The following is a 23,541-nucleotide window of genomic DNA, read 5'->3' on the forward strand; positions in this document are numbered from 1 at the left end:
TCGACTCGATGTACACCCATGGAAGGAATGCAGCATGGCAAAGCGCAGAGAAAGCGGGTTCGAGCTACTGGCATCGATGCCCTGGCCTGTCCCCGCACTGTCGTCGGTCGACCGATCATGGCGCATCGCCATCGCTACGGCGCATGTGTGCACAAGCCTCGATCGATGAATGGCCATGCTCCCGCGGCGCGACATCCCTGGCGATCTGCTTGATGAAATCGCACGCTGTCAAATATCTGTAAGATCTTGCGATGGAGCATTTGTCCGCTGACAGGGAGTCGAGCCATGAATGCAGCCCACTCCAAGAGCGCGTTCGTCTACCGGCAGGTGAAGCGCGCGTTGCAATCGGGGCGCTATGCCCCCGGCCAGCGCATCGATCCCGGCAGGCTGGCCGAAGAGTTTCATACCAGCCCCACGCCCGTGCGTTTTGCCCTTTACCGACTGGTGGGCGAAGGCCTGGTGGCCGACCACGCGCGCAACGGCCTGCATGTGCCGCTGCTTACCGAGCTGGCCCTGCGCGACCTGTACGACTGGATGGAGCGCATGCTGCTGATGGCCTGCGACATCGGCATCGCTCCGCCGGATGAAGCCACCGCCCAACTGCAATTGAGCTCCACCGACGACGACCTGGTGGACATCACCTGGCAGCTGTTCGACGCCATCGCCGAAGCTTCCGGCCACGGCGCGCTGCGCCACGCCGTGATGCAGGCCAACGACCGCCTCACCCCGGTACGGCGGGCCAACCTGGGGCTGGTGAAGCACACCTACGAAGAGCTCGTCGCACTGCTCGATCACTGGCAACGTCGTGACATTCCCGCGTTGCGCGCCTCACTGCGGCAATACCACGAGCGCCGCAAGCAGGCCGTGCCGCACATCGTGGCGGCACTGAACGACCGCACCGACGGGCACCACTGACTCTGCCACCCTTGCCCACTCGATGGCGGGGTATCGACGTGGCGTGCGCATCACTCCGTGTCAATCCATGGCCCATGACGCAGATCACGGCCGGCAAAAAATCACGGATTAACAGCGCAACAATCATTTGAAAATCAAAATTTTCGGCTCCTACCCTGCCCGCGTCATGGACGCGCCATGACACAACCGTAGGAGACTGAGATGAACACGAACGAGAACATCCGCGAGCAGCAGGACGATGTCATCGAGCTCGGCGTCGCCAGTGTCGAGACGCAGGGCATCGGCGAGCCGGTCGATGAAATGTTCGGTCGGCTGACCGAAGCAGGCATCTCCCAGTGACCCCATGCGAGGCGCACCGCGAGGTGCGTCTCGCTCTCCATCCGGAGCCCACTGCGATGGACATGCTCAGGCTTCGCGACGACCTTTCCTTCTGCCTGGTCGATGGCCACCCGATCTTTCTCGACATTCGAAAAGACAGGTATTTCCGCCTGTCCGGCGAACTCGAGCGACTGTTCCTTGGCCACATCGACAACACCGCTCATTCACGGCAGGAGCTGGCTCCGCTGATCGAGCGCGACATCCTCACCTGGACGCTTCCGCGCAACTGTCTCCAAAGCGTCGCCGTTCCGACCGCGTCTTGTAGCGCACTGGAGTCCACACCCGCACGTGAAGCCTTCCATCCCGGGGTCGCAGCCGAAGTATTGGCCACCGTCTGCTGGACGCAGATCCAGCTGAAGACGCGCCCGTTGAAGGCCATCCTCGACCATCTCATCGATCGTCGACTCCGGAGAGCCACACAGGCGCACGATCAAAAACGGAAGCATGTCCTGAGCGAGACATCGAACTTCCTCAACGCGCGCAAGTTCGTACCCATCGAAACCTGCTGTCTGCTCGACTCGCTTTCGATCGCCCGCTTTCTCGCCAGAAGGCACCTGCACGCCAACATTGTCTTTGGCGTTACCGGCGATCCCTTCTCGGCACATTGCTGGGCGCAGTTCGATGACGCCGTGCTGAGTGACACGATTGGGCACATCCGGGCCTACTCGGTGATCCGGGTGATCTGATGCGCCCGTCCTATCTCCTGCTGCACGACCCGCACGGCCTGGACCCAGAAGTACTGCAACGGGCACAACACGAAGAGGGCCTGCGCGTTCTGGTTCAATCAAACGCGCTCGCCCTGTTCGCCTCTGAAGGGACACGAGCGCTCCAACTCCCACGCGGGGCGATCATCGTTGGGGATCTCTATTCGCACGATGGCCACCCTGTCCTGGATGCCAACCAGCTGGACTGCGACGGAACCGATGCAGCTCCCCGGCGGCGCATCCTCAACGACTTCTGGGGGGAATACATCGTCATATCGCCAGACAGACACAACCCATCCAGCTTCAGCGTCATGCGCAGCCCGTCCCATGCCTGCGAACTTCCGTGCCTCTACTCTACGACCGATGGCGCAAGCTTTCTCACTTCGGATATTTCGCTCGCATTGCGACTCGGCATCTATCGCAAGCATGTCGACTTCGACACCCTGGCCCTTCGGCTGGTCTATCCAAGCCTGAAAGCGAGTCGGACCGGCCTCTCCGGAATCACCGAGCTACTTCCGGGATGTAGCGTCCAAATCTGTGAAGGCCGGGTCCGTGTCGATCAGGCGTGGAGCCCCTGGGGCTTCGTCGGCGCAGCCAACGCCTACGAGGACCCGGGCGAGGCTGCCACCGCGGTCAGGAACACCATCGAGTCCGTAGTAAGCACCCTGGCCTCTCAGGATGGAACCCTGCTGCTGGAGCTATCGGGCGGGCTGGATTCATCCATCATCGCGGTTTGCCTCAAGCAAGCCGCCGCCGAAGTGAAGTGCGCAACATTGACGGCTCCCGTGCCTGGCGCAGACGAACGCGAGTATGCGAACCCGATCGCGACCATGCTCGGTATCGAGCTCATCACGACCGAAGTCGCTTTCGGCGATGCCTTGCTGGAATTCCCTCTCCCACCAACGGCCGTCAATCCTGCAGTCGGAGCACTCCAGCATGTCTCCGACAAGCTGATGGAAGCCACGGCCGCACGGGTCGGTGCAAACAGCTACTTTTCCGGTGCAGGCGGTGACACGGTGCTCTGCTATCTCACGGATGCCTCGCCTGCGGCCGACGCCTTTCGTTCCGCCGGCGTCTCCCAGGGGTTTCGCACACTGCATGACCTTTCGACTTTTCATCAGTGCACCTACTGGAAGGCCGGTCGACTCGCCCTGAAAAAGCTCATGCCGTCCAGCACCCTGCCGTACAAGGCTGACACCTCGTTAGTGCCACAGTCCGTCGCTCTGCCTGAGCCTGAGCGCCATCCATGGCTGACATCGCCGAAGGGCTCCCTGTCCGGTGACCGACAGCGCATCTTCGAGCTGGGCGCAACGCAACTGTTCCGCGACAGTTGCCCTCGCACGCTCAATCGCCCCGTCCGCATGCCACTGCTCGCCCAGCCGGTCATCGAGGCGTGCCTGAGAGCACCAAGCTGGATGTGGTTTTCTGGAGCACAGAACCGGGCCATCGCCCGCCAGGCCTTTGCGGATGAGCTACCTCAGAACGTCTACACAAGAAAGAGCAAAGGGACTTTCACCGGCTTTCTTGGTGCGCTCTATCGCAGGAACAGAAGCGGCATGCGCGACTTTCTCCTCGACGGCGAGCTCCATGCCCACGGACTTCTGGACGTTGACGCGCTAGTTCAGTTCACGCAAGGCGAGCTGCCCCGGGGCGACGGATCCTTCATGCGCATCTTTCAGTTCTGCGCCATGGAAAACTGGCTTCGCCAGCAACAATAGGCACCGGAACTCACCATCCCGCAAGCGCGCCGGGCAAGCTCTGCCGCATCTTTTCCCATCGTGCGTACTGCTCGCTTTTGGCGGGATCTGCGTCCTTCATGCCCAGCAGCCAGAAGCGGAACCAGTCCAGATTGCGCTGATAAACCGCCAGCTTGTGCCGTGGCTGGAACTTCTGGTGCGGTTCGTTCGGGAACACGTAGACGTCGGCCCGGTGCTCGCGGATCAAGGGCACCATGTAGTCGAGCCCGGATCGGTATTCCTGCTCGGACATTTGCATCAACACGGGCACCTTGATGCGCCCCACGTCGTAGTACGGCGAGAGCAGTCGCCAGCGCTCCGGTGTCTCCTTGGGGGAGCCGAGCTGCCAGAACCGCTTCAACCGGGAGGCGTACACGTCACCCCAGAGTCCGAACAGGGTCCGCGCCATCGGGGAGACCACCGGCGTGCTCACCGATATCGCACGGGGAACGCGCGAATACATGGCGTTCCACATGGCCACTTCCGCACCGAAGCTGAGGCCGCCCATCCCTACCCGATCCGGATCTATGTCGCCGCGCGAGCCGAGATAAGCCACCGCACTCTCCACCGCGGACTGTCCCTGTCGGTAGCGCTTCACGGCGTCGGACGGCGTCGGCGGCGCATTGATGCAAAGCGCCGATATGCCGTGCAGCGCCAGCGGGGCGAGCGGCCACTCGTCCCCTACCCCGCCACGCAGGAAGCCCGAGCATCGGTAGTAGGCGATGAACAACGGAGGTGGCTTGTGGCCTTGCGGCTTCGCCGGGTAGAACTGTCCGGAGAACCGCGTGCCCTGGGCGTCCACCCAATGGATTTCCCGCACCGGCACCGACTGCGCCATGTTGTGCGCCAAGGCCTCGTTCGGGTCGAACAGCACATCGCGCTTTCCCGAATCCAGCTCGATCCGCTCCAGTCGAGGCGGTCGATCCGCCCTCGCCGTGACGCAGACAAGCGCGTCGGGTGACACGCCACACGAACCCGGCTCCCAGCGTCCGCCACCGCCCACCTGCCCGCTGGATGCCACCACGGGCACCACCGCTCCGCTCGCCACCTTCCAGCGGAAGATCGACTGGCGGTTGTCCGGCGCCGTCACGGTGAAGACGACCTCTGCACCTCCCGGCCGCCAGACGATGTTGGTGATCGGCTTGCCGACGCAGGGGGCTGCTGTGCATCTCGTCAATCTGCGGGAGGCCTTCGTGTGCAGCATCGCCAGCTCGGGTGACGAGCGCTCCGCCTCGCGGCCTTCGTGGCCCGGGCGAACAAGAAGGGCGAAGTGGCCGCTGCCATGGTCTTCTGCCACCGCGACGATCTTGCCGAATCGTTTCGGAAATCCAGCCGTCACCGCGGACTTTGCCGGCAGCGCATCGGCCGCCAGTGCGTGGATAACGCCCGTCGCCAGATCCACCGCCTTCCAGTGATCCGGCTCCTGGTGAAGCAGGGGAAACCGCTCCAGCTCGTTATCCACCAGACGCTGCGTGGCGAGGCGGCCCTCGTGGAAGCCCGAGCGGTAAAGGTCGTCGCCGAGCGGCACGGTTCGGTCGATGTGCACGCCGCGGTCGTATTCCGCCCGCTCCGCGTCTCTCACCGCCTCGCGGGTGGCGCCGACGCTGTAGGTCAGGGCCGATCCATCGGCACTCAACGAAAATTGGCGGACATTGGCCGGGTCCTGCACCACTGGCTCGGTGCGGGATCCATCCACCGCCGCACGCCACACCTCCACCCGGCCGGCGAACACCGCGCGATAGAAGATCCAGCGCCCATCCGGCGACCAGAGCACCGGCGCCCGCGCGGACAGTCCGCCGGTAGTCCGCAACGGTGCGCCGCCCTCCCCCAGCCGCCTCGGCGGGCCAGAGCCATCGACAGGCTGCACGTACCAGGCCGTGTCATACGTATTGCGCTCCACCGACGCCCGTTCGGTACGAAACGCCACCCACCGACCATCCGGCGACGCCGACACGCTGCCGATGTCGACCACCTCCACCAGTTGCCGGATGGAGACGGATGCGATGCCCGGCGAGGACACCGCGCCGCCCGCATGCACCGCCAGGCCGAGGCCCACCGCCGCGACCGCGAAGCACACCCTTCTTGAAGTCATGTTTCCGAACACAACGCCTACCCCTTCCCGTTTCCTGCAGCACCTGGCCGCCCAGCAATGCGGGCTCGCGTCCAAAGCTCACCCGGTCCGGAGCAGGCGAACGCGCACACCCGCCCGACATCCGCCCCCGCCGCTCATGTGCTGCCGTGTTGAATGATGGGTGGCGCCGCGCATCGGGCACGGCGCCACCCGCTTCCGCTTCACCAGTGCTTCGATACCGACAGGCTCACGTAGCGCCCGATCGCCGAGTAGTTGGTGGAGTCGTAGGGCGGTCGATCCGGCGACGTGGCTACATAGAGAGGCGGCGCCCGGTTGAGCAGGTTCTGTGCGGACAGCGCAAGCTCCACGCCGGAAAGGGCTCCCGAGCTTTCGCCGAAGGCGTAGCGCATGGTCGCGTCGAACGTGGTGAACGACGACGTCTTGCGCCCGTTCGCGCGATCGGTGACGCCGCTGGTGTAGTTGGCAAACGCCGAGGTGCTCCACCCGCCACGGCTCCACACCGCACCCAATCGCCCGCGTACCTTGGCCGGGTTGAACAGCACACCGGCCACCGCGTAGCTGTCCTGCGTGGGGGTGTTCTGCTGGGAGCTGTCCAGCCACGTCGCCGAGCCACGCAGGGTCAGGTGCCCTGCCCCCACAAACACCCGGTAAGACGACGACAGATCGAGGCCCTTCACATGCTGGCGGGCGACGTTGACGTACCGCGCGTACAGGATCGCCACCACATGGCTGGGGTCGTAGGGCACGCCTGCGAAGTTGTAGAACGCGCTGGTCGATGCCAGCAGGTCGGCCTGCGCCTGCGCCGACGGCATCAGCGAGACGAACTGGGCATCGTTGGGGTTCACCAGCGCGCGACCGTAGTCCGTGATGGGCTGCACCACGCGGTCGGTGTAGTCGATGTCGAACCAGGTGATTTCCGACTCCAGCCCGGGGAGTGCTTCGGGGTGGAAAGCCGACGACACCGTCCAGGTGGTGGCGCGCTCCGGACCGAGATCCGGGTTGCCACCCTGCAGCGAGAGCACCGTCGCATCCGGCGCGTAGGCCGCCCCGCCATAGAAGCTGGCCACATCCAGCAGCGCGATCTGCGCCTGGTGCAGTTGCACCAGCGTCGGCGCCTTGAACGAGCGGCCCCAGGACGCCTTGAGGGTCACGTCGTCGTTGGGGCCAAAGATCACACCCAGCTGGGGCGTGGTAACACCACCGAAGCTGTCGTAATGCTCGTTGCGCACGGCGGCCGTCAGGTCCAACCGGCGGATGCCCGACACGCCCGAGTCCGCCCCCACCAGCGGCAGATTCATCTCAGCATAGGCAAAGCGGCTACTCTGCTCGCCGTGGATGACCGTCGCGCCGCTGAGGTAGCTGTGTTGCTCGAAGGTGTTCTTCCTGCGTCCGGCGCCCACCGCCAGACGCGCCTCGCCACCGGACAAGGTGAACAGCGGCCCCTCGGCACTCAGCTCATACGAGCGGGCGGTGTTGCAGTCGCAGTCGTGGATGAGGATGGCCGACGCACCCGTTGCAAGATCCACCCGGGACTGACGCTGGATATGCCTGTCCCTGCCCCAGCTCCCCGCCACGGAGAGCGTCCAGTCTCCCGGCAGAAACACATCCAGCCCCGGCGACACCAGCGAGGTGGTGGTAGTGGGCGTTACCCGGTAATAGAACGGCCGCAGGCCGGTGTTGTATGGGTAAACGTCCTGCGTCCGGCGGGTTCTCAGCGCATCCACGTGCAGCTCGGCGGCGTCGGTGAGCGATTGATGCAGGCTCACCAGCCCGCTCCGCAACTCGCTGCCCGGATAGAGCGTGGTGGGGTCGAACATGCTGCGCGTGTAGGCACGCTGGCGGGCGTAGATCGGATCGGTCGAGGCATCCTTGTAGGTCGCAATCAGCCCGCCGGTGGACCACTGCCCGCCCGCCGTGACGTTGTACTCGCGCGTCGCCAGCCCGCCATCAGCCGCCCCGCCGTAGCGCGCCCCCACGGTAACGCCCTGGTAGTCCCGCTTGAGGATCACATTGCCCACGCCACCCACGGCATCCGAGCCGTAGATGGCCGACGCCCCATCGGGGACGATCTCGATCCGCTCCACCGCCTCCACCGGTATGGCGCTGATATCGACCGCCTGCACAATGCCGCCGTAGGCGAGCCGCCGGCCATTGAGCAGCGTGAGCGTCGCGTCCGGCCCCAGCCCGCGCAGGTTCAACGACGAGCCACCGGTCACGTTCTGGTTGGCGATGCCCCCGGCTCCGGCAGTCGCACCCACGGCCACCCCGGGATTCTGCCCGCCCCCGAAGTTCTGCGGCACGCTGCGGATCACCTCGCCCAGATCGGTGAAGCCTTCCTGCTGTATCTGCTCGCTGCCGATGGTGATCACCGGCGAGGGCGTGGTGCCGCCGCGGATGCGGGTGCCGGTTACCGTGATGGTCTGCAGGTTGGTGGTGCCTGGCTGCGCGGGCGCTGCCTTCTCGTTCTTCGAGCGTTGGCCGGCGCTGGCGTGGGTGGTTGTCGCCCTGCCCTGCCCGGCCGTATCTGCGGTGGCGTCCTGGGCCACAGCCCGTTCGCTGGTGCCGGTGGCGGCCACCAGCAAGGCGATGGAAATGGCGTTACGTAGCGTACGTGTCGTCATGATGCGTCCTTTGCCTCCCCTAGGCGTGGTCCGTTTTGTCACCGCTCCAATTGCGGTCATGTCTCCCCCACCGGCGGCGTCGGTGCCGCCAGACAAGTAGAGTTATACAAAGTAGAGTAATAATCTGTAGAATTCAACACGGTAGACGGACAGGCTGGGCGCATGCCCTCCAAGTCCACGCCGAAGCGCGAGCCCGCGCCCATGTCGAGCCCTCTGGGCCGCATTGCGGTCAACGTTCGCCGACGGCGCAAAGCAATGGGCCTGACTCAAGCCGGCTTAAGTGAACTCGTGCCGTGCCACCCCACCTACGTGTCACAGATCGAGCGGCGGACGACCAACATTTCTGTTGAGCGTCTTGAGGGACTGGCGAAGGTCTTAGGTGTGGATGCGCTGACCTTGATGCAGCCACCCAAGCCGCTAACGGACGACATACCGGCAGATCTTGCAGGGCTGCCAAGCGCCACAGATAGCGAACAGATGCAGGGTTCGAAGCGCGGGAAAAGTAGGCGTGTTCAGCGCACCTGAGACATGCCCTACCCCCGCAGTTACAAAATCGCGAGATGTAATGCTTGGCTGCGCTCGAGGCCGCCACACCCAAGCAAGGAACATGGCTATTTAAAGTAGAGTTATATTCTGTAGAACTGTAGACGGTAGATGTTCAGGCTGGACGTATGCCGTCCAAGCCCTCCCCGCCATCTCTGCCTAACGCTCGCAATCGGGTGGCCGCAAATATCCGCCACCTGCGCAAGTCCAAGGGGCTGAGCCAAGAGCAATTGGCCGAACTCGCTGAGTTTCATCGCACATACGTGTCTCAGCTGGAGCGCTGTGTGACCAATATCTCGATAGATGGCTTGGAACGGCTGGCTGAGGTTCTTGGTGTTGATGTCAGCGAGCTGCTTCGAGTACCAGCCCAGGAAAAGCGCTAAGGGGTTTACCAGCTCCCATCCCCCCCCCTTTGCTCCATGCGGGGGTGCACGAGCCCGTCCGGGGCTCAGCTGTGGAGACCACTTCGCCCGTCGGACCCCAACGCGAGCAAAAAAAAGCGCCCCTGGGGGCGCGTGTCATAGCTCAAGGGGGCGAGAGCTATCCAAAAAAGTGGTGCCCCGACGTCGGTTCCGCCTGACTTTCCGTGCCGGCTGGCTTACGCCTGACAGCTTGGTCGGTTTGGGCCGGACGTCGAGGCATTTCCAGATTGCCTCAGCTCACATCCTGATGCTGTAAGTGCAAGCCACTTTTGGGCGTGAGTGACCCGCCAACTGCCCGTCCGACACCCTCCGCTTTAGGTGCGGTCTCAGCGCGACAGGTAATCACGCCAATGAGGCTGCGCAACCAGTAGAAGCTGAACAGTACGGTCGCCGGCGGTACCGCCCCGCCCAGAACCACCGATCACCGCCCAAACAATCAACGCGGCGCCGGGGGAGGCGAAGCCACTGATCTGCACGGAGGCTATACCAGCGGAAAGCTGACCGCGGCACGTAAACCGCTTGACGTATTACGCATCGCGTAATACCTTGATGTCGTGCAGTGCGTTACCGCTGCACCCGGCGACCGAAGCGTGCGGCCCCTCAGGGCATGTAGTTGCACTGACCAAGGCGCAGGACAACTTAGAACACCCTCAGCTGATTTATCAGCAATCGCGATGAAGAGTTGATGCGCTGGGCAAGGCCTCTAAAGCCTCGCAAAGCTAGGCACCAAGTCGTTAATGAACCCACACACAGAGGATAGGAGAGAACACATGTCCGCGATTTTCGCGTACCCAAAACAACGACCGTGGGAGATTCATCCCGATGATCCACTCTGTATCAGGCCCCCTGGCTAAGGAGCTCTATTCCGGGCAGTGTCCTAAGGAACTCGAGCTATGCAGGACCACAGCCGAGCGCAAGCTTACCTACCTTGACTCCGTTGTTACGCTCGAAGCGCTTAGGTATCCACCTGGAAATCGACTAGAAAAATTAATGGGAAATCGGACTGGTCAGTACAGCATCAGGATCAATGATCAGTATCGCATCTGCTTCCGTTGGGAGAATGACGGGCCGCATGATGTGGAGATAACCGACTACCATTAAACCCATTGAGGGTACCGTAATGGTTAAAAATGGCATGCGTGCCATTCATCCAGGGGAGATTCTCAGGGAAGATTTTCTCCCCGGCTATGACATGTCGCCAAACGCCTTGGCACAGGCTCTTCGTGTTCCGGCGACTCGAATTCACGCGATTGTTAACGAGAAGCGAGCAATCACGGCGGATACAGCCCTACGTCTCGGCCGACTGTTCGCAACCGGCCCCGACGTGTGGATGAACTTGCAGGCAAAATTCGATCTACGTAAAGCGGAAATTGAGTTTGGCGAAATTGTTGAGCATGATGTCCGCCCGATCGAGCAACGACACGTCGGTTAGTTCGAATCAATTTTGGGGCCAATCTAGGCCCCCATCTCTTCTTGCGGCTCACTGAATCGGTCCTTCCCAAAACTGAGGAAGCGGGGGAGCGCGTAGGCAATCTGCTCTTCGGTGAAACGGGACTTCTTCATCGCCTGACTCCTCGTGTGATACGGGGCCCACGCGGGACGAAGTCTCTACTTTAGATTGGCCCGGATATCTGGGGGTGGGTCAGCCGGAAAGAAAACCGCATCGAACATCTCCTAGACGTAGATCCTACGGGGTCAGGCTGAGCCAGTCCCGCTTTCTAGGTAAGTGAACCTGACGCTGTTATGTTGCTGTAAGCCTTTGGATATCGGCGCAGCCAAGCAGCCCCTACTACCATCGGCCTGCGATCGCTCCAGGGTGCCGTGCCGAACCGAGGCGCGTCTGCCGGATGTCGCGCCACCCCGTTTCAGGAAAAGGCTCCGACCCCATGGGTCTCTAAGGGGGACGTGGCTGGTAGAGCCAGGCGAATACCCTGCCAGTGACGGCCGGATTTAATTAGCCACGTCCCCTTTTATTGGACCAGCGCGGGCAGGTCAGCTAGCAGAAAGTGCACTCTGACCGGGGTTTTAGAGAAAGCGGAACTGGCTCACTCTGACCCCGTTTTGCTGGGAGAGCTATGTGCCTATTGACCCCGGCGGCGAAATGGTGACCCGGGTTTTGCGTAAGAGCCTGACCCGTTATCCGCCCCGGGTCTATTCGCCCGGTTTCGGTTTAGAGCGAGCAATAGACTTATGGGCACCCGTGACAGACTTTGCTTTCTCGAAATCACGCGCGATATTTTCTCTAGACGCTCGATTGAGCGAGAGCTTCAGCCGCTCAAAGTCACTATGCAGCTGGTTAATGTAGCGTCGGAGAATATCAGGTATTCCTGTTATTCCGTCCACCGACAACGCACCCTCTGCTAGCTCAGTCGACTTCTCAGCGTTCACTCTAGTCCAGCTGTCGCTCACCATATAGAAGAACATAAAAGGCAACTTGAATACGGCAAAGAATCCATGCGGATCATCGCCAAAGCGCACGTCCTGGCAACCAACACCGCGCTCAAGAAAGTAATTGAAAGCTACGTCAATGTCAAAATAAGGAGGTTCACCGTAAAATGGCGCAAAGTAAATTCGCTCTTTGCAAACGCCATCTCGAATCTGGGCCTTCCACGCACCGATAACCTCATCTAGCAGGCGATTATCTTCATCAGTGCGATCGTCTTGCCTGTGCTTAGCGGTAATCATTGTCCGCCAGAAGATTGACAACACTGCAAGTCGAACATTATTAGTAATCAGAACCTCAGATTTCTGCAGTCTGTAGTTAGCTATCTTCTTGAATAGCCTAGACGCCAACTCCTTTTCGAGAGTTCCGAGCCTCCCTTCACAATCGGCGCAAAGCAGGTACTCTTTCGGCCCGTCTTGCTCGCGCTTATTGACGTCATCACTGTACCTTAGATAGCCATTTATGGACGTATTCTTAATCCAGTCATAAACAAACTTCGGTATCAAATGAGATTCCGCTAGCGCGACATTCTTTGTATCACACAGGGCACAGGTGCCAACATTGCCACCTAGGTTAGTACCATTATTCAAGCCGCCAGCACTCTGCATTTTCTTGATCCCAGGCACCTTTCCGTTGCAGTAACTGACCCACAACTAAGCGGGTCAGAGCCCCTTCTCCTCAAAGGCAGGTCCATGTGCCGGCCTCATCCGTGGCTGTCCCGCCTCCCCGACCAGGGCGGACAAGTCAGATAGCAGAAAGTGCACTCTGACCCGGGTTTTGGCGGCGAAATGGTGACCCGGTTAGCTCTCTACACCGAATCCACCTCGTCACTTGCCCTAACGGCGTCCCTATCCACTTGTAGGTCGAACTGCGCAAGAAAAGACGACTCGAAGTCCGTGATCGCGCGCTCACGCTCCGCGATGAAACCATCGCAGTCGTCGTTACGAAGGCACTCCATCGCCGCCGCAGACAACAAATGGGAGCGTTGAATCTCGACGCCATTCGCGTCGTCTGGCAGGGCAGCGAACACGCCTCGCGCGTTACGCGAGTAGCCCGCGGGGAGGATGACCCTGTTTGCCGGATTTGAAACGTTCGGTCTGCTTTGATTGGGAAAAAAATACGGTATATCGGCAGTATCCGGGCTCGAGAATATGGCCGTACCGTTTATCGCTTCACCGGTCTTTGGGTCCAGCAACACATTTGATATCTGCACCAACAGTGACGCACGAATCCGCGCAGACCGACGATCAAACGCGGTCGGGAATGGCCGGATAGGTCGGCTCAAGAACTCACTAGCAAACTCCGGGCCGGCCTCCTCTCGACTGACCGCCCGCAGGATGTCAGCGGCCCTCCGGAGATCCGTAGTGTTCGCACCGGCAAACCAGCCGTTAAAGGAAGTCGCCCAAAACCACTTCTTGAGACTCATCAAGAGGTTCGCTGAAAGCTGACTGCGGACCGCGCCGTGTTCAGCGAAGAATATCGAAAGCAACACAAAGATAGACGAATACGGCAAAAGCTTGCTAGTGCGCAGGCCAACCTGCTCGTTGAGGAAACCAGCCGTTTCCAGCAGCGCCTGAGACGCCGTCTGGACCGCAGCTCTCATTCGAGCGGCAGAACTCCGGTCCACTAAACGCTCGTACGAGGGTCGCGTGAAGTCCAGTCCGGCGATCGCTAGCACCACCTGCAGAATGATCCGTCGATGAAGGTCCCCGAAGCCGGTCGCACGCAAGCTGCCAAGCAACTCGTCGATAGAGCTCGCCAAGTCAAACGCGTTGCCGGCAGCGTCCGAGTAAGTGAGAGCTGAAAGCATTTGATCGGGCGTCATATCCCGCCCGCGCTGATTGATTCGCGCAAAGATGGTCACAGCGTCATCAATGGAGCCGTTTTTCAAAATCGTGAGAGGCAGACGGTACTCGCGAAGAGCCCGCTGCAGGGCGTCAGCCTTGTCAAGCAGCAGGCTTGCCTCTGTCTCCGAATAGGCCGAGCTGGCTGCAATATCACGCGTCCGGCGTGCGAAGTCGACAGTGCGCAGAATGTTCCGCAGCGGCAAAAAATGAAGCGGGACGGACCGGCAGGTGCCCTTTAGATGAACAAACTGCTCGGCCTTCAAATCGTATGCGATCCACCAGCGCCAGTCTTCCAAGCGCTCGCATGGATGGTTCTCGGGAAGCTTGAGCACGCCGAGTAGCGTCGCCAAGCGCTGGTGGCCGTCCACCACGTATGACTTCACCAATGGGCCGTCACTCGGGAGGACAATGGGACCGATTGCCTTCAAGCTCGCAATGTCTGACCGTTCTGTCTGCCAGATCAGAAGCGAACCGATCGGATAACCTTTCAGCACGCTGTCAAACAGCTGAAGCATGTCTTCCGGCGACCACACGTAAGGCCGCTGGAAGCGTGGCACTCGATACTCGCCAGACACAACCCCGTCCAGCAGGTCGTTTACGGCAATGATGTCCGGGCGGGCAGAAGCAGCAGGAAGTTGCGTCATATCACAGCGCCTCGCAAATTGCGTCAATTAGCCCGCCGAGCTCGACGGCGTCATCCGTGTGGGCAACGGTCATTCGTTGGTCGGGCCGGCCAGTTTCCTCGACGAAGATAGAGCTTAGTCCGGAACCGAACCCCTCAGCCAGAAGAACCCAGTCCTGCTCCGAAACAGAGCCGTAGAGCGCCTTCTCCTCAGAGCTTATTGCCGCGGACGCGAAATAATCGGCCTTCGATACCGGCCTCTTCTCTATGCGAAAGCCGCGCTTCATGTGGTAGTGGCGGCGCTGCTCGACCGTCATACGGAAAAGTGCCTCTACCTTCCGCTTAAAGTCCCGCGACCGATCCCGGGCGAGAAGCGCTGACTGAGGCAGATAGCTCTCGATAGATCGCTTACTTAGCTGGTGGGTGAAAATACCCAGCTGGCCTGCCTGCCGAACTATGTCCGCGTTCGGATCGTCCGCGCCATGCTTGGCGTCGTTGTCCAAAAATGCCCCCAACCACATCCGGAAGTCACGCCTATACCTCCCGTCGCTGCGTGCCCAAATGCCGGCAGAGAAAATGCGCATCGATCTGACGATCGAATCCTTCCCACCCGCGTGTCGGAAAACAAACCGCTGCTGCCGGTAGGCCTTGAGAAGGCGCGGCTGGCTCAGTAGCCTGCTCATCCACAATAGAAAGGCACCGTCGTATTCCTCGTTCTCAACGACAATTTGGAAAGGCGTGGAAAGAAACAGTAGCGCCTCCAAAGGGCGTACCCGTGTCCGGCGGACGCCGGCGCTTTCCAGGTACTCTCCACCGATTGGTGCTGCGTCGTCGATTTCGACTATCGACCGGTGGTCGCGCGGGGTGTACGACGCGGCCAGCGCCACGTGCTCGAGAAATTCGTAGAGATCGGACGGACGCTGAGCGACCCACTCGCTGCGTTCAATCGCTTGCAGAGTGTCGGCATCGACAACGTGCCGCTCTTCCTCAACGAGAAGAGCGACCACGTCTAGAACCGAGAAGTACCGAGCGTCGGACAGCACCGACGGTGTGAAGGAGACCCTCACTTGGCTCTAGCTCGAGCAGCAGCCCTGAGTTCCTTAAGGTCGTCTAGCGATTCCTCGAAAACGCCAGCGGGCCAAGAACTGGGATCTCCGCGCTCGTTGAAAGAGACGTCGCACACCGGTAACGGCGCTTCCTCGAGGCCTTCAGCATGATCCACCGACACAAGGTTCACCAGCGATGCGTCAAGCGTCCCGTCTGCAATACGGCGCCTAAAGCGCATTATGAGTTGCTCCGAATGCGTCTCGACAAGGACCTGGGCTCCCTTCCTCGCGGAGGCGATGAACAGGTCAGCGAGCGCACCATGCGCAGCTGGATGGAGGTGCAGCTCCGGCTGCTCCACAATTAGCAGCCCTGCAGGGAGACGTCCACACTGATATGCCAGGTGCTGAATTACCACCGGAACGCTCTGCGAGAAGCCGGCACCTGTATCGGACAGGTCAACCTCGGTTTTTGAACCGCTGTCAGAGACCCAGACGCGGGGACGGTCCCCTGTAACGTCAATCTCGAGTGCACTCCCCATAGCTTGGGCGAACCAGGTAGCAACCGCACGGCTAAGCGCGCCGCCGTGTCGCAACTTATCGTCCGCGAGAACCTCAAGAGCGCGCTGGCCCCGCGGGCCCAAACTATCAATGTGCTGACTAGGCATCTTTAGCGACGCGCCGCTTTCAACGCGGAACGGTCCCAGATAGGACGTTGCCGGCATCGCCGCGCGGAGGAGGTCCACAACGGCCTCACCTTCGCCTGGCAAGTTCAGCGTAGGCAGCAGGCCCTTGAAGCCTAGGTCGACAGGCTCACCCTCGACACCCGACACTCGATACCGGGGAGAGCTGTATGTTGGGTCACCTGTATCGGCAAGCGTCGCTTCGAAAACGCGGTCGTCATTTCGCCTGAGCACGCAACTTTCGACCACGAGCAAGCGAATCTCGTGCACGTACCGAATGCGCGTCTCGAAGCGAAGGACGTCTTCGCCGACGTCCATTGCTGCGCCGAGTAGAAACGGCAGCGCTCCACGGGCATGCACCAAGTCTTGAAAAGTTGCGGCGTGGTCGATATCCCCAGCGGAAAGACTGAGTATCCCCTCGGGAGACGGCGAAAGCGCCTTCTCAATAAGTAATGGCAACCGGGATAAGACGCTCTTCCCGCTTCCGTTCTTGCCAATAATGATGGTGACCTGCGCAAGACGCACGTCCTGCCGGTCCTTGAATTTGCGATAACGCTCGAACGAGAGTGAGGTGATGGCCATAGTGTTCCTTCACATATTCCGCCGATATTCGCCACCCACCTCATACAACGCGTGACTAATCTGCCCCAACGAGTTGTACTTCACCGCCTCAACCAACTGCTCAAACACATTCTTCCGCTCCCGAGCCGTCTGCTGCAACCGCTTCAGGCTCTGAGGCTCCAGCCCATTCCGCGCCTCCCCGAACCCCCGCACGTTCGCAATCTGCTGCCCCTTCTCCTCTTCCGTGGAGCGGATCAGCTCGATCTCGGTGGCGATCTCGCCGCCGTGGTCCTTGGGCAGGAAAGTGTTGACGCCGATCAGCGGCAGGCTGCCGTCGTGCTTCTTGTGCTCGTAGTACAGGCTCTCTTCCTGGATCTTGCCGCGCTGGTACATGGTGTCCATCGCGCCGAGCACGCCGCCGCGCTCGCTGATCGCCTCGAACTCCTTGTACACGGCCTCTTCGACCAGGTCGGTGAGCTCGTCGACGATGAAGCTGCCCTGCCAGGGGTTCTCGTTGAAGTTGAGCCCCAGCTCCTTGTTGAGGATCATCTGGATCGCCACGGCGCGGCGCACGCTCTCTTCGGTCGGCGTGGTGATCGCCTCGTCGTAGGCGTTGGTGTGCAGGCTGTTGCAGTTGTCGAACAGCGCGTACAGCGCCTGCAGCGTGGTGCGGATGTCGTTGAACTGGATCTCCTGCGCGTGCAGCGAACGGCCGGAGGTCTGGATGTGGTACTTCATCATCTGGCTGCGCGGGCTGGCGCCGTAGCGCTCGCGCATGGCGCGGGCCCAGATGCGGCGGGCGACGCGGCCGATGACGGTGTACTCCGGGTCCATACCGTTGGAGAAGAAGAACGACAGGTTGGGCGCGAAGTCGTCGATGTTCATCCCGCGCGCGAGGTAGTACTCGACGATGGTGAAGCCGTTCGACAGCGTGAAGGCGAGCTGGCTGATCGGGTTCGCGCCGGCTTCGGCGATGTGATAGCCGGAGATCGACACCGAGTAGAAGTTGCGCACCTTGTGGTCGACGAAGTACTGCTGGATGTCGCCCATCATGCGCAGCGCGAACTCGGTGGAGAAGATGCAGGTGTTCTGCGCCTGGTCTTCTTTCAGGATGTCCGCCTGCACGGTGCCGCGCACGGTGGCTAGCGTCTCGGCCTTGATCCTGGCGTAGGTCTCGGCATCCACCAGCTGGTTGCCGGTGACGCCGAGCAGGGCTAGGCCGAGGCCGTCGTTGCCGGCCGGCAGCTCACCCGAGTAACGCGGGCGCTCGAGGCCTTCGAACAGCTTGGCGATTTTCTTTTCCGCCTCGGCCCAGCGGGCGGGGTCGGCCTTGAGGTACTTCTCCACGTTCTGGTCGACGGCGGTGTTCATGAACATCGCCAGGATGATCGGCGCCGGGCCGTTGATGGTCATGGAGACCGAGCTGGTGGGCGCGGACAGGTCGAAGCCGGAGTACAGCTTCTTCATGTCGTCGAGCGTGGCGATGTTGACGCCGGAGTTGCCGATCTTGCCGTAGATGTCCGGACGCGGCGCCGGGTCTTCGCCGTACAGGGTGACCGAGTCGAACGCGGTGGACAGACGCGTGGCCGCGCCGCCCTGGCTGAGGTAGTGGAAGCGGCGGTTGGTGCGCTCGGGCGTGCCTTCGCCGGCGAACATGCGGGTGGGATCTTCGCCGCTGCGGCGGTACGGGTACACGCCGCCGGTGTAGGGGTAGTGGCCCGGCAGGTTCTCCTTGCCGAGGAACAGCAGCTGGTCGCCCCAATCGCGGGTCTTGGGCGGCGCCACCTTGGGGATCTTCTGGTGGCTGAGCGACTCGCGGTAGTTCTCCACGCGGATGGTCTTGCCGCGCACCTGGTACTCGTTGACCTCGGCGGTGACCGACTCGCGCAGGGCGGGCCAGTTGCGCAGGAGTTCGAGGGATTCCTTGGTCAGCTCGCCGAGGGCGGCGTTGTAGCGCTGGCGGAGGAGCAGGAGCGAGCGGTCGACCACAGGCTTTTGTGTAGGAGCGGCTTCAGCCGCGATGCTCTCGCCCACGCCCTCGCCCTGCCCGGTCGCGGCTGAAGCCGCTCCTACGGGGGTGAGGTCGGTGGAGGGATAGAGGTCCAGCGGCTTGGGCAGCTTGTCGTCGCCCAGCTCCTTCAGCGCCTCGTAGCAGTGCTGGGCCTTGCTGGCCTGCTCGGCCTGTTTGGCGATGGAGGCGTTGATGCCGCGGCCCTGCTCGGCGATCTCGGCGAGGTAGCGCACGCGGTTGCCGGGGATCAGCACGGTGGCGCGCGGTTCCTTCAGGCTGGTGTCCAGGTGCGGCTGCCAATCGCACCCGCCCTTGTAGGAGCCCACCTTGTGGGCGACCTCGGCGGCGTCGCTGCCTGGAGCGCTCTGGTCGCGCACAGGGTGCGCTCCTACGGCGTGCGTGGAGTCCGCGCCGAGGTGGAGCTTTTCGCGCATCAGGCGGCACAGGTTGGTGAACATCCAGGTGACGCCCGGATCGTTGAACTGGCTGGCGATGGTCGGGTAGACCGGCACGTCTTCGTCCTTCATGGCGAAGGCGGTGCGGTTGCGCTTCCACTGCTTGCGCACGTCGCGCAGGGCGTCTTCGGCGCCGCGCTTGTCGTACTTGTTGAGCACGATCAGCTCGGCGAAGTCGATCATGTCGATCTTCTCCAGCTGGCTGGCCGCGCCGTATTCGCTGGTCATCACGTAGACCGGGAAGTCGACGAGATCGACGATCTCCGAATCGCTCTGGCCGATGCCGGCGGTCTCCACGATCACCAGGTCGTACGGCTGGCTCTTGAGGAAGTCGATGCAGTCGTGCAGCACGGTGTTGGTGGCGGCGTGCTGGCGACGGGTGGCCATCGAGCGCATGTAGACGCGATGGGACCTCAACGAGTTCATGCGGATGCGGTCGCCGAGCAGCGCGCCGCCGGAGCGGCGACGGGTCGGGTCCACCGCCAGCACGGCGATGCGCATCTCGGGGAAGGCCTGCAGGAAGCGCAGCAGCAGTTCGTCCACCACGCTGGACTTGCCGGCGCCACCGGTGCCGGTGAGGCCGAGCACCGGGGTGTGCTTGCCGGCGAGCTTCCACTGCTTGCGCTGATGCTCCAGCTCGGCGTCGCTGAGCGCGCCCTCTTCGATCGCCGAGAGCATGCGGCCGATCGAGATCTCGTCGTCCACTCGCACGGCGGGCACGCCCTGGGTTTCCTCGGCACGCTTGGCCGCGGCCGCGCCGGCGCGGGCCATCACGTCCTCGATCATCTCGGTGAGGCCGAGCTTCATGCCGTCGTTCGGGTGGTAGATGCGCTCCACGCCGTAGGCCTGCAGCTCCTTGATCTCTTCCGGCGTGATGGTGCCGCCGCCGCCGCCGAACACGCGGATGTGGCCCGCGCCGCGCTCCTTGAGCATGTCCACCATGTACTTGAAGTACTCGACGTGGCCGCCCTGGTAGGACGACAGCGCGATGGCGTCGGCGTCTTCCTGCAGCGCGGCGCGCACCACGTCCTCCACCGAGCGGTTGTGGCCCAGGTGGATCACCTCGGCGCCCTGCGCCTGGATGATCCGGCGCATGATGTTGATCGCCGCGTCGTGGCCGTCGAACAGGCTGGCGGCGGTGACGAAGCGCAGCGGCGAGGCCTCGCCCGGGGTGCGCGCCTGCTGGGTGTCGCCGGCGGTGGGGACGTGCTTGGGCTGGGAACTCATGGCAACTCCGACCTCAGTGTGCTTAGCCCCGCAATTCTAGAGGATCGGGGTTGAAGGCGCGGAGAAGTCGGTGTTGCACCTGCAGCAAAATCGCCTGCCTCAACTGTAGGAGCGCACCCTGTGCGTGATTCGCCGGGGGTGGGGTTCGGGGTTGGTCGCCCACAGGGTGGGCTCCTACAGGGTGCGTTTGTCGGGATGTCTGGGGGGGCACACAAACGCCCTGCGTCCTACCTGTAGGAGCGCACCCTGTGCGCGACACGCCGGGGGGTGGGGTTACGGTTGGTCGCCCACAGGGTGGGCTCCTACAAGGGTGGTTTTGTCGGGATGTCTGGGAGGCACACAAACGCCCCGCGTCCTACCTGTAGGAGCGCACCCTGTGCGCGAACCGCCGTGGCCCAGCCCTCCCCTACCTACAAACCGTGCAGCGCATGTCCGACATTTTTTTCCTGCCCGGATCGGCATGGTGGGTCGATGGCACCCATCGCATCTCCCGGCCATCGCGCGTTACGCAAGGGCCGGGTTTCCGTCCCCGGACAGATCTACCTACTCACCACCGTCACCGCCCATCGGATGCCATGGTTTCTCGATCCTGATGTGGCCCGGCTGGCCTGTCGCCAGATGATCGAGCCAATGACATGGGGTGACGCCAGGCCGCTGGGCTGGGTGTTCATGCCGGATCACTGGCACGGGCTGGTCGAACTCGGCCCGCGCGACGATCTCTCGTGTGTGATGAACCGGTTCAAGGCGCGCATCAGCAAGCAGCTTTGCCGACATCTGCAGGGCGACCGCCTCTGGTGCCGCGGATTTCATGACCGGGCGATACGGCGGGAGGAGGACGTTCGGGCGGTGGCGCGCTATGTCGTCGGCAATCCGCTGCGGGCGGGGCTGGTGGCGCAGTTGGGGGATTATCCGTACTGGGACTGTGTCTGGCTGTAGGTGGTGCTGGTCCGCGTTGGGCATGGCTTGCGCGGCGGGCTTGAGAGGTCGCGCACAGGGTGCGCTCCTACCGCCCTCCTGGAGGAGCCCACCTTGTGGGCGACCACGGCAGGCTTGGTGGTAGGTACGCGCTGGTCGCGCACAGGGTGGGCTCCTACCGCCCTCCTGTAGGAGCCCACCTTGTGGGCGACCTCGGCAGGCTTGGTGGTGGGTGCGCGCTGGTCGCGCACAGGGTGCGCTCCTACCGCCCTCCTGTAGGAGCCCACCTTGTGGGCGACCTCGGCAGGCTTGGTGGTGGGTGCGCGCTGGTCGCGCACAGGGTGCGCTCCTACCGCCCTTCTGTAGGAGCCCACCTTGTGGGCGACCACGGCAGCCTTGGTGGTGGGTACGCGCTGGTCGCGCACAGGGTGCGCTCCTACCGCCCTTCTGTAGGAGCCCACCTTGTGGGCGACCTCGGCAGCCTTGGCGGTGGGTGCCCGCTGGTCGCGCACAGGGTGCGCTCCTACCGCCCTCCTGTAGGAGCCCACCTTGTGGGCGACCTCGGCAGCCTTGGTAGTGGGTACGCGCTGGTCGCGCACAGGGGGCGCTCCTACCGCCCTCCTGGAGGAGCCCACCTTGTGGGCGACCTCGGCAGGCTTGGTGGTGGGTGCGCGCTGGTCGCGCATAGGGTGCGCTCCTACCGCCGCACGCTGATCCGCTTCGCCTACAGCGCAGCGAGCGCCGGGCTGCCGATCACCCGCTGGCCGACCGGTTCGCCGCGCAGGAAGGCGAGTACACCGTCGACCACTTCCGGTGCGTCCACCACACGGCGATGACCCAGTCCCTGGGTGGTGAGCAGGCGCGCGCCAGGCCAGTACATGGCGTAGCGCTCGCCCTCGGACCACGGCACGTCGGGGTCGTCAAGGTCATGCACCACCAGCGCGGGCTGGCCGAGCGCGGGGAGCCGGCGCTCGACCTGGAGTTCGTCCACGTGCACGCCGGTGCGCCCGCGCAGCCAGGCGAAGAACGGTTCGCGGAGATGCCGGCCGAGCCGCACAAAGCGGAAGAAGCGATGCACCGCCGCGCGCATGTCCACGGCGGGGGCGATCAGCACCAGCTTGTGCGCCCGCCAGCGCTCGTCCTGCGCCAGGGTCACCGCGGCGCCGCCCAGCGAATGGGCGATCGCCAGCGCGGCGTTGCCGTAACGGCTGCCGACGGCGCGGACGGTGGCGATGAAGTCCGGCAAGGTACACAGGTGCCCGCTGCTGTGGCCGTGGCCGGGCTGGTCGAACGTCACCACCGCGTAGCCGAGTGCGCGCAGCCTGGCCACCCACGGCAGGAAGCGCAGGCCGAAGCTCGACCAGCCGTGCACCAGCAGCACATACGGCTGTTGCGCGGGATCGCCCCAGACATAGGTGGCGATGGTCTCGCCGTTCAACGTGAGGCTGCCGCGCTGCATGGCGTCGTCGCCGCGCACCGCGTCGGCGCGGGCTCGGCTGCTGGCGAACGGAGTGGAGAACAGCCGGGCGGCCCGGTTCACCGTGCGGCCGGGCGCCACCCGGCTGCCGACGGCAAAGAACGCACGGACGGTGGACAGCTTGAGACGGGCGGACAAGCCGGCCTGGGCGGAAACTGCGGAAGTGGGGGAAGGCATGGGGAAGGTCTCAGGGCTGCCAACTGCGCCAGAGGCGCTCGAACGCCGCGTCGGCGCGCGCACTGGCCGAATCGAAACCGAACAGGCCGGCGTCGTGGTGCAGGCCCAGGATCAGCGCGTAGATCTCGAAGGCGATCTGCTCCGGGTCGGCGTCGGCGCGGAAGTGCCCCGCCTCGATCGCCTGCCCGGCCGCCTTGGCCAGCGCGGCCCGCCACTGCGCCTGCTGGGTCACCACGCCGTCGTGCATGACGCCGTCGCGGCCGTCGTACTCGCTGGCGGCCGAGAGCAGCACGCAGCCCTCGGCGTGGCGGTCGGCCCAGTCGAACCAGCGCCGCACGATGGCGCGCAGCCGCGGCAGGCCGCGCGGCTCGCGCAGCGCCGGGCGCATCACCGCTTCGGTGAAGCGTTCCGCGCCTGAATGCAGCACGGCCAGCAGCAGGTCTTCGCGCGAACCGAAGTGAGCGAACACGCCGCTCTTGGACATGCCCACGTCGGTCGCGAGGTTGCCGATGGTCAGCCCTTCCAGACCGTCGCGACGGGCCAGCTCGTAGGCGTGGTCGAGGATGAGCTCGCGGGTCAGGGCGCGCTTGGTCGGGGCGGCGGCGGTCATCATGGCGGCAAAATAGCACGACCGTTCGTTCTTTTTACAGTGCCGCGATGCCGCCTGCA

General features: G+C 63.0%; 18 protein-coding genes. 9 read left to right on the top strand and 9 right to left on the bottom strand.

The genetic code is table 11. The features are described 5' to 3' along the window. Positions 1 to 285: 285 nt before the first annotated feature. From ATSB10_RS07300 to ATSB10_RS07310, 4 genes are all read left to right on the top strand, one after another. Positions 286 to 915, top strand: coding sequence for a GntR family transcriptional regulator (locus ATSB10_RS07300; RefSeq protein WP_063671693.1), 630 nt, complete (start codon positions 286 to 288; stop codon positions 913 to 915). Positions 916 to 1,116: 201 nt separating this feature from the next. Then, positions 1,117 to 1,254, top strand: a complete 138-nt coding sequence (locus ATSB10_RS19320) for a benenodin family lasso peptide (protein ID WP_157469150.1) — start codon at positions 1,117 to 1,119, stop codon at positions 1,252 to 1,254. Between the two features lie 56 nt (positions 1,255 to 1,310). Further along, positions 1,311 to 1,979, top strand: coding sequence for a lasso peptide biosynthesis B2 protein (locus ATSB10_RS07305; protein WP_063671695.1), 669 nt, complete (start codon positions 1,311 to 1,313; stop codon positions 1,977 to 1,979). Then, positions 1,979 to 3,715, top strand: coding sequence for an asparagine synthase-related protein (locus ATSB10_RS07310; protein ID WP_063671697.1), 1,737 nt, complete (start codon positions 1,979 to 1,981; stop codon positions 3,713 to 3,715). Before ATSB10_RS07305 ends, ATSB10_RS07310 begins: the two co-directional genes overlap by 1 nt. A gap of 10 nt (positions 3,716 to 3,725) precedes the next feature. Here ATSB10_RS07310 and ATSB10_RS07315 read toward each other — a convergent pair whose 3' ends face one another. Together ATSB10_RS07315 and ATSB10_RS07320 are read right to left on the bottom strand one after the other, a co-directional pair. Beyond that, complete coding sequence (locus ATSB10_RS07315; RefSeq protein WP_157469152.1) at positions 3,726 to 5,837, bottom strand: Atxe2 family lasso peptide isopeptidase; 2,112 nt, start codon at positions 5,835 to 5,837, stop codon at positions 3,726 to 3,728. A gap of 188 nt (positions 5,838 to 6,025) precedes the next feature. Then, positions 6,026 to 8,446 carry a TonB-dependent receptor plug domain-containing protein gene (locus ATSB10_RS07320; protein ID WP_063671699.1) on the bottom strand — a complete coding sequence of 807 codons (2,421 nt, stop codon included), beginning with the start codon at positions 8,444 to 8,446 and terminating at the stop codon, positions 6,026 to 6,028. Between the two features lie 162 nt (positions 8,447 to 8,608). Between ATSB10_RS07320 and ATSB10_RS18915 the strand changes: the two genes are divergently transcribed. From ATSB10_RS18915 to ATSB10_RS18930, 4 genes are all read left to right on the top strand, one after another. Further along, positions 8,609 to 8,971, top strand: coding sequence for a helix-turn-helix domain-containing protein (locus tag ATSB10_RS18915; protein WP_083966130.1), 363 nt, complete (start codon positions 8,609 to 8,611; stop codon positions 8,969 to 8,971). Positions 8,972 to 9,117: 146 nt separating this feature from the next. After that, positions 9,118 to 9,372: a helix-turn-helix domain-containing protein gene (locus ATSB10_RS18920; RefSeq protein ID WP_083966131.1), complete on the top strand. Its 255-nt coding sequence runs from the start codon at positions 9,118 to 9,120 to the stop codon at positions 9,370 to 9,372. A gap of 861 nt (positions 9,373 to 10,233) precedes the next feature. Further along, complete coding sequence (locus ATSB10_RS18925) at positions 10,234 to 10,512, top strand: type II toxin-antitoxin system RelE/ParE family toxin (protein ID WP_083966132.1); 279 nt, start codon at positions 10,234 to 10,236, stop codon at positions 10,510 to 10,512. Between the two features lie 34 nt (positions 10,513 to 10,546). Beyond that, complete coding sequence (locus tag ATSB10_RS18930) at positions 10,547 to 10,843, top strand: HigA family addiction module antitoxin (RefSeq protein WP_236886521.1); 297 nt, start codon at positions 10,547 to 10,549, stop codon at positions 10,841 to 10,843. Positions 10,844 to 11,562: 719 nt separating this feature from the next. On the opposite strand, the gene ATSB10_RS19325 is transcribed toward ATSB10_RS18930, so the two are convergent. The 5 genes from ATSB10_RS19325 to ATSB10_RS07340 form a co-directional block, all read right to left on the bottom strand. Beyond that, entirely contained in the window at positions 11,563 to 12,480 is a 918-nt protein-coding gene (locus ATSB10_RS19325; protein WP_157469154.1) for a hypothetical protein, read from the bottom strand. A 182-nt stretch (positions 12,481 to 12,662) separates the two neighbouring features. After that, positions 12,663 to 14,345 carry a DUF262 domain-containing protein gene (locus tag ATSB10_RS07325; RefSeq protein WP_063671701.1) on the bottom strand — a complete coding sequence of 561 codons (1,683 nt, stop codon included), beginning with the start codon at positions 14,343 to 14,345 and terminating at the stop codon, positions 12,663 to 12,665. A 1-nt stretch (position 14,346) separates the two neighbouring features. Then, positions 14,347 to 15,390, bottom strand: coding sequence for a hypothetical protein (locus ATSB10_RS07330; RefSeq protein ID WP_063671703.1), 1,044 nt, complete (start codon positions 15,388 to 15,390; stop codon positions 14,347 to 14,349). Further along, entirely contained in the window at positions 15,387 to 16,631 is a 1,245-nt protein-coding gene (locus ATSB10_RS07335) for an AAA family ATPase (protein ID WP_063671705.1), read from the bottom strand. The genes ATSB10_RS07330 and ATSB10_RS07335 overlap by 4 nt, the downstream gene beginning before the upstream one ends. Positions 16,632 to 16,640: 9 nt before the next feature. Further along, entirely contained in the window at positions 16,641 to 20,303 is a 3,663-nt protein-coding gene (locus ATSB10_RS07340) for a methylmalonyl-CoA mutase family protein (protein WP_063671707.1), read from the bottom strand. 471 nt (positions 20,304 to 20,774) lie between these two features. On the opposite strand from ATSB10_RS07340, the gene ATSB10_RS07345 reads away from it, so the two are divergent. Beyond that, on the top strand, positions 20,775 to 21,239 hold the full coding sequence (locus ATSB10_RS07345) for an REP-associated tyrosine transposase (protein ID WP_063671709.1): 465 nt from the start codon (positions 20,775 to 20,777) through the stop codon (positions 21,237 to 21,239). 703 nt (positions 21,240 to 21,942) lie between these two features. On the opposite strand, the gene ATSB10_RS07350 is transcribed toward ATSB10_RS07345, so the two are convergent. Further along, a complete protein-coding gene (locus tag ATSB10_RS07350) occupies positions 21,943 to 22,872 on the bottom strand; it encodes an alpha/beta hydrolase (RefSeq protein WP_063671711.1) in 930 nt (309 codons plus the stop codon). A 10-nt stretch (positions 22,873 to 22,882) separates the two neighbouring features. Further along, positions 22,883 to 23,485 (bottom strand): TetR/AcrR family transcriptional regulator, encoded by a 603-nt coding sequence (locus tag ATSB10_RS07355; RefSeq protein WP_063671712.1) that lies wholly within the window; start codon positions 23,483 to 23,485, stop codon positions 22,883 to 22,885. Positions 23,486 to 23,541 lie beyond the last annotated feature (56 nt).

The organism is Dyella thiooxydans (genome assembly GCF_001641285.1).
GTDB lineage: Bacteria > Pseudomonadota > Gammaproteobacteria > Xanthomonadales > Rhodanobacteraceae > Dyella_A > Dyella_A thiooxydans.

Bases quoted from the DNA above. Each gene is read 5' to 3' on its own strand.
- ATSB10_RS07300 (WP_063671693.1), top strand. From the start codon at position 286: ATGAATGCAGCCCACTCCAAGAGCGCGTTCGTCTACCGGCAGGTGAAG.
- ATSB10_RS18920 (WP_083966131.1), top strand. From the start codon at position 9,118: ATGCCGTCCAAGCCCTCCCCGCCATCTCTGCCTAACGCTCGCAATCGG.
- ATSB10_RS07310 (WP_063671697.1), top strand. From the start codon at position 1,979: ATGCGCCCGTCCTATCTCCTGCTGCACGACCCGCACGGCCTGGACCCA.
- ATSB10_RS07340 (WP_063671707.1), bottom strand. From the start codon at position 20,303: ATGAGTTCCCAGCCCAAGCACGTCCCCACCGCCGGCGACACCCAGCAG.
- ATSB10_RS07355 (WP_063671712.1), bottom strand. From the start codon at position 23,485: ATGATGACCGCCGCCGCCCCGACCAAGCGCGCCCTGACCCGCGAGCTC.
- ATSB10_RS07305 (WP_063671695.1), top strand. From the start codon at position 1,311: ATGGACATGCTCAGGCTTCGCGACGACCTTTCCTTCTGCCTGGTCGAT.
- ATSB10_RS18925 (WP_083966132.1), top strand. From the start codon at position 10,234: ATGATCCACTCTGTATCAGGCCCCCTGGCTAAGGAGCTCTATTCCGGG.
- ATSB10_RS07335 (WP_063671705.1), bottom strand. From the start codon at position 16,631: ATGGCCATCACCTCACTCTCGTTCGAGCGTTATCGCAAATTCAAGGAC.
- ATSB10_RS18930 (WP_236886521.1), top strand. From the start codon at position 10,547: ATGCGTGCCATTCATCCAGGGGAGATTCTCAGGGAAGATTTTCTCCCC.
- ATSB10_RS07350 (WP_063671711.1), bottom strand. From the start codon at position 22,872: ATGCCTTCCCCCACTTCCGCAGTTTCCGCCCAGGCCGGCTTGTCCGCC.
- ATSB10_RS18915 (WP_083966130.1), top strand. From the start codon at position 8,609: ATGCCCTCCAAGTCCACGCCGAAGCGCGAGCCCGCGCCCATGTCGAGC.
- ATSB10_RS19320 (WP_157469150.1), top strand. From the start codon at position 1,117: ATGAACACGAACGAGAACATCCGCGAGCAGCAGGACGATGTCATCGAG.
- ATSB10_RS07320 (WP_063671699.1), bottom strand. From the start codon at position 8,446: ATGACGACACGTACGCTACGTAACGCCATTTCCATCGCCTTGCTGGTG.
- ATSB10_RS07325 (WP_063671701.1), bottom strand. From the start codon at position 14,345: ATGACGCAACTTCCTGCTGCTTCTGCCCGCCCGGACATCATTGCCGTA.
- ATSB10_RS07345 (WP_063671709.1), top strand. From the start codon at position 20,775: ATGGCACCCATCGCATCTCCCGGCCATCGCGCGTTACGCAAGGGCCGG.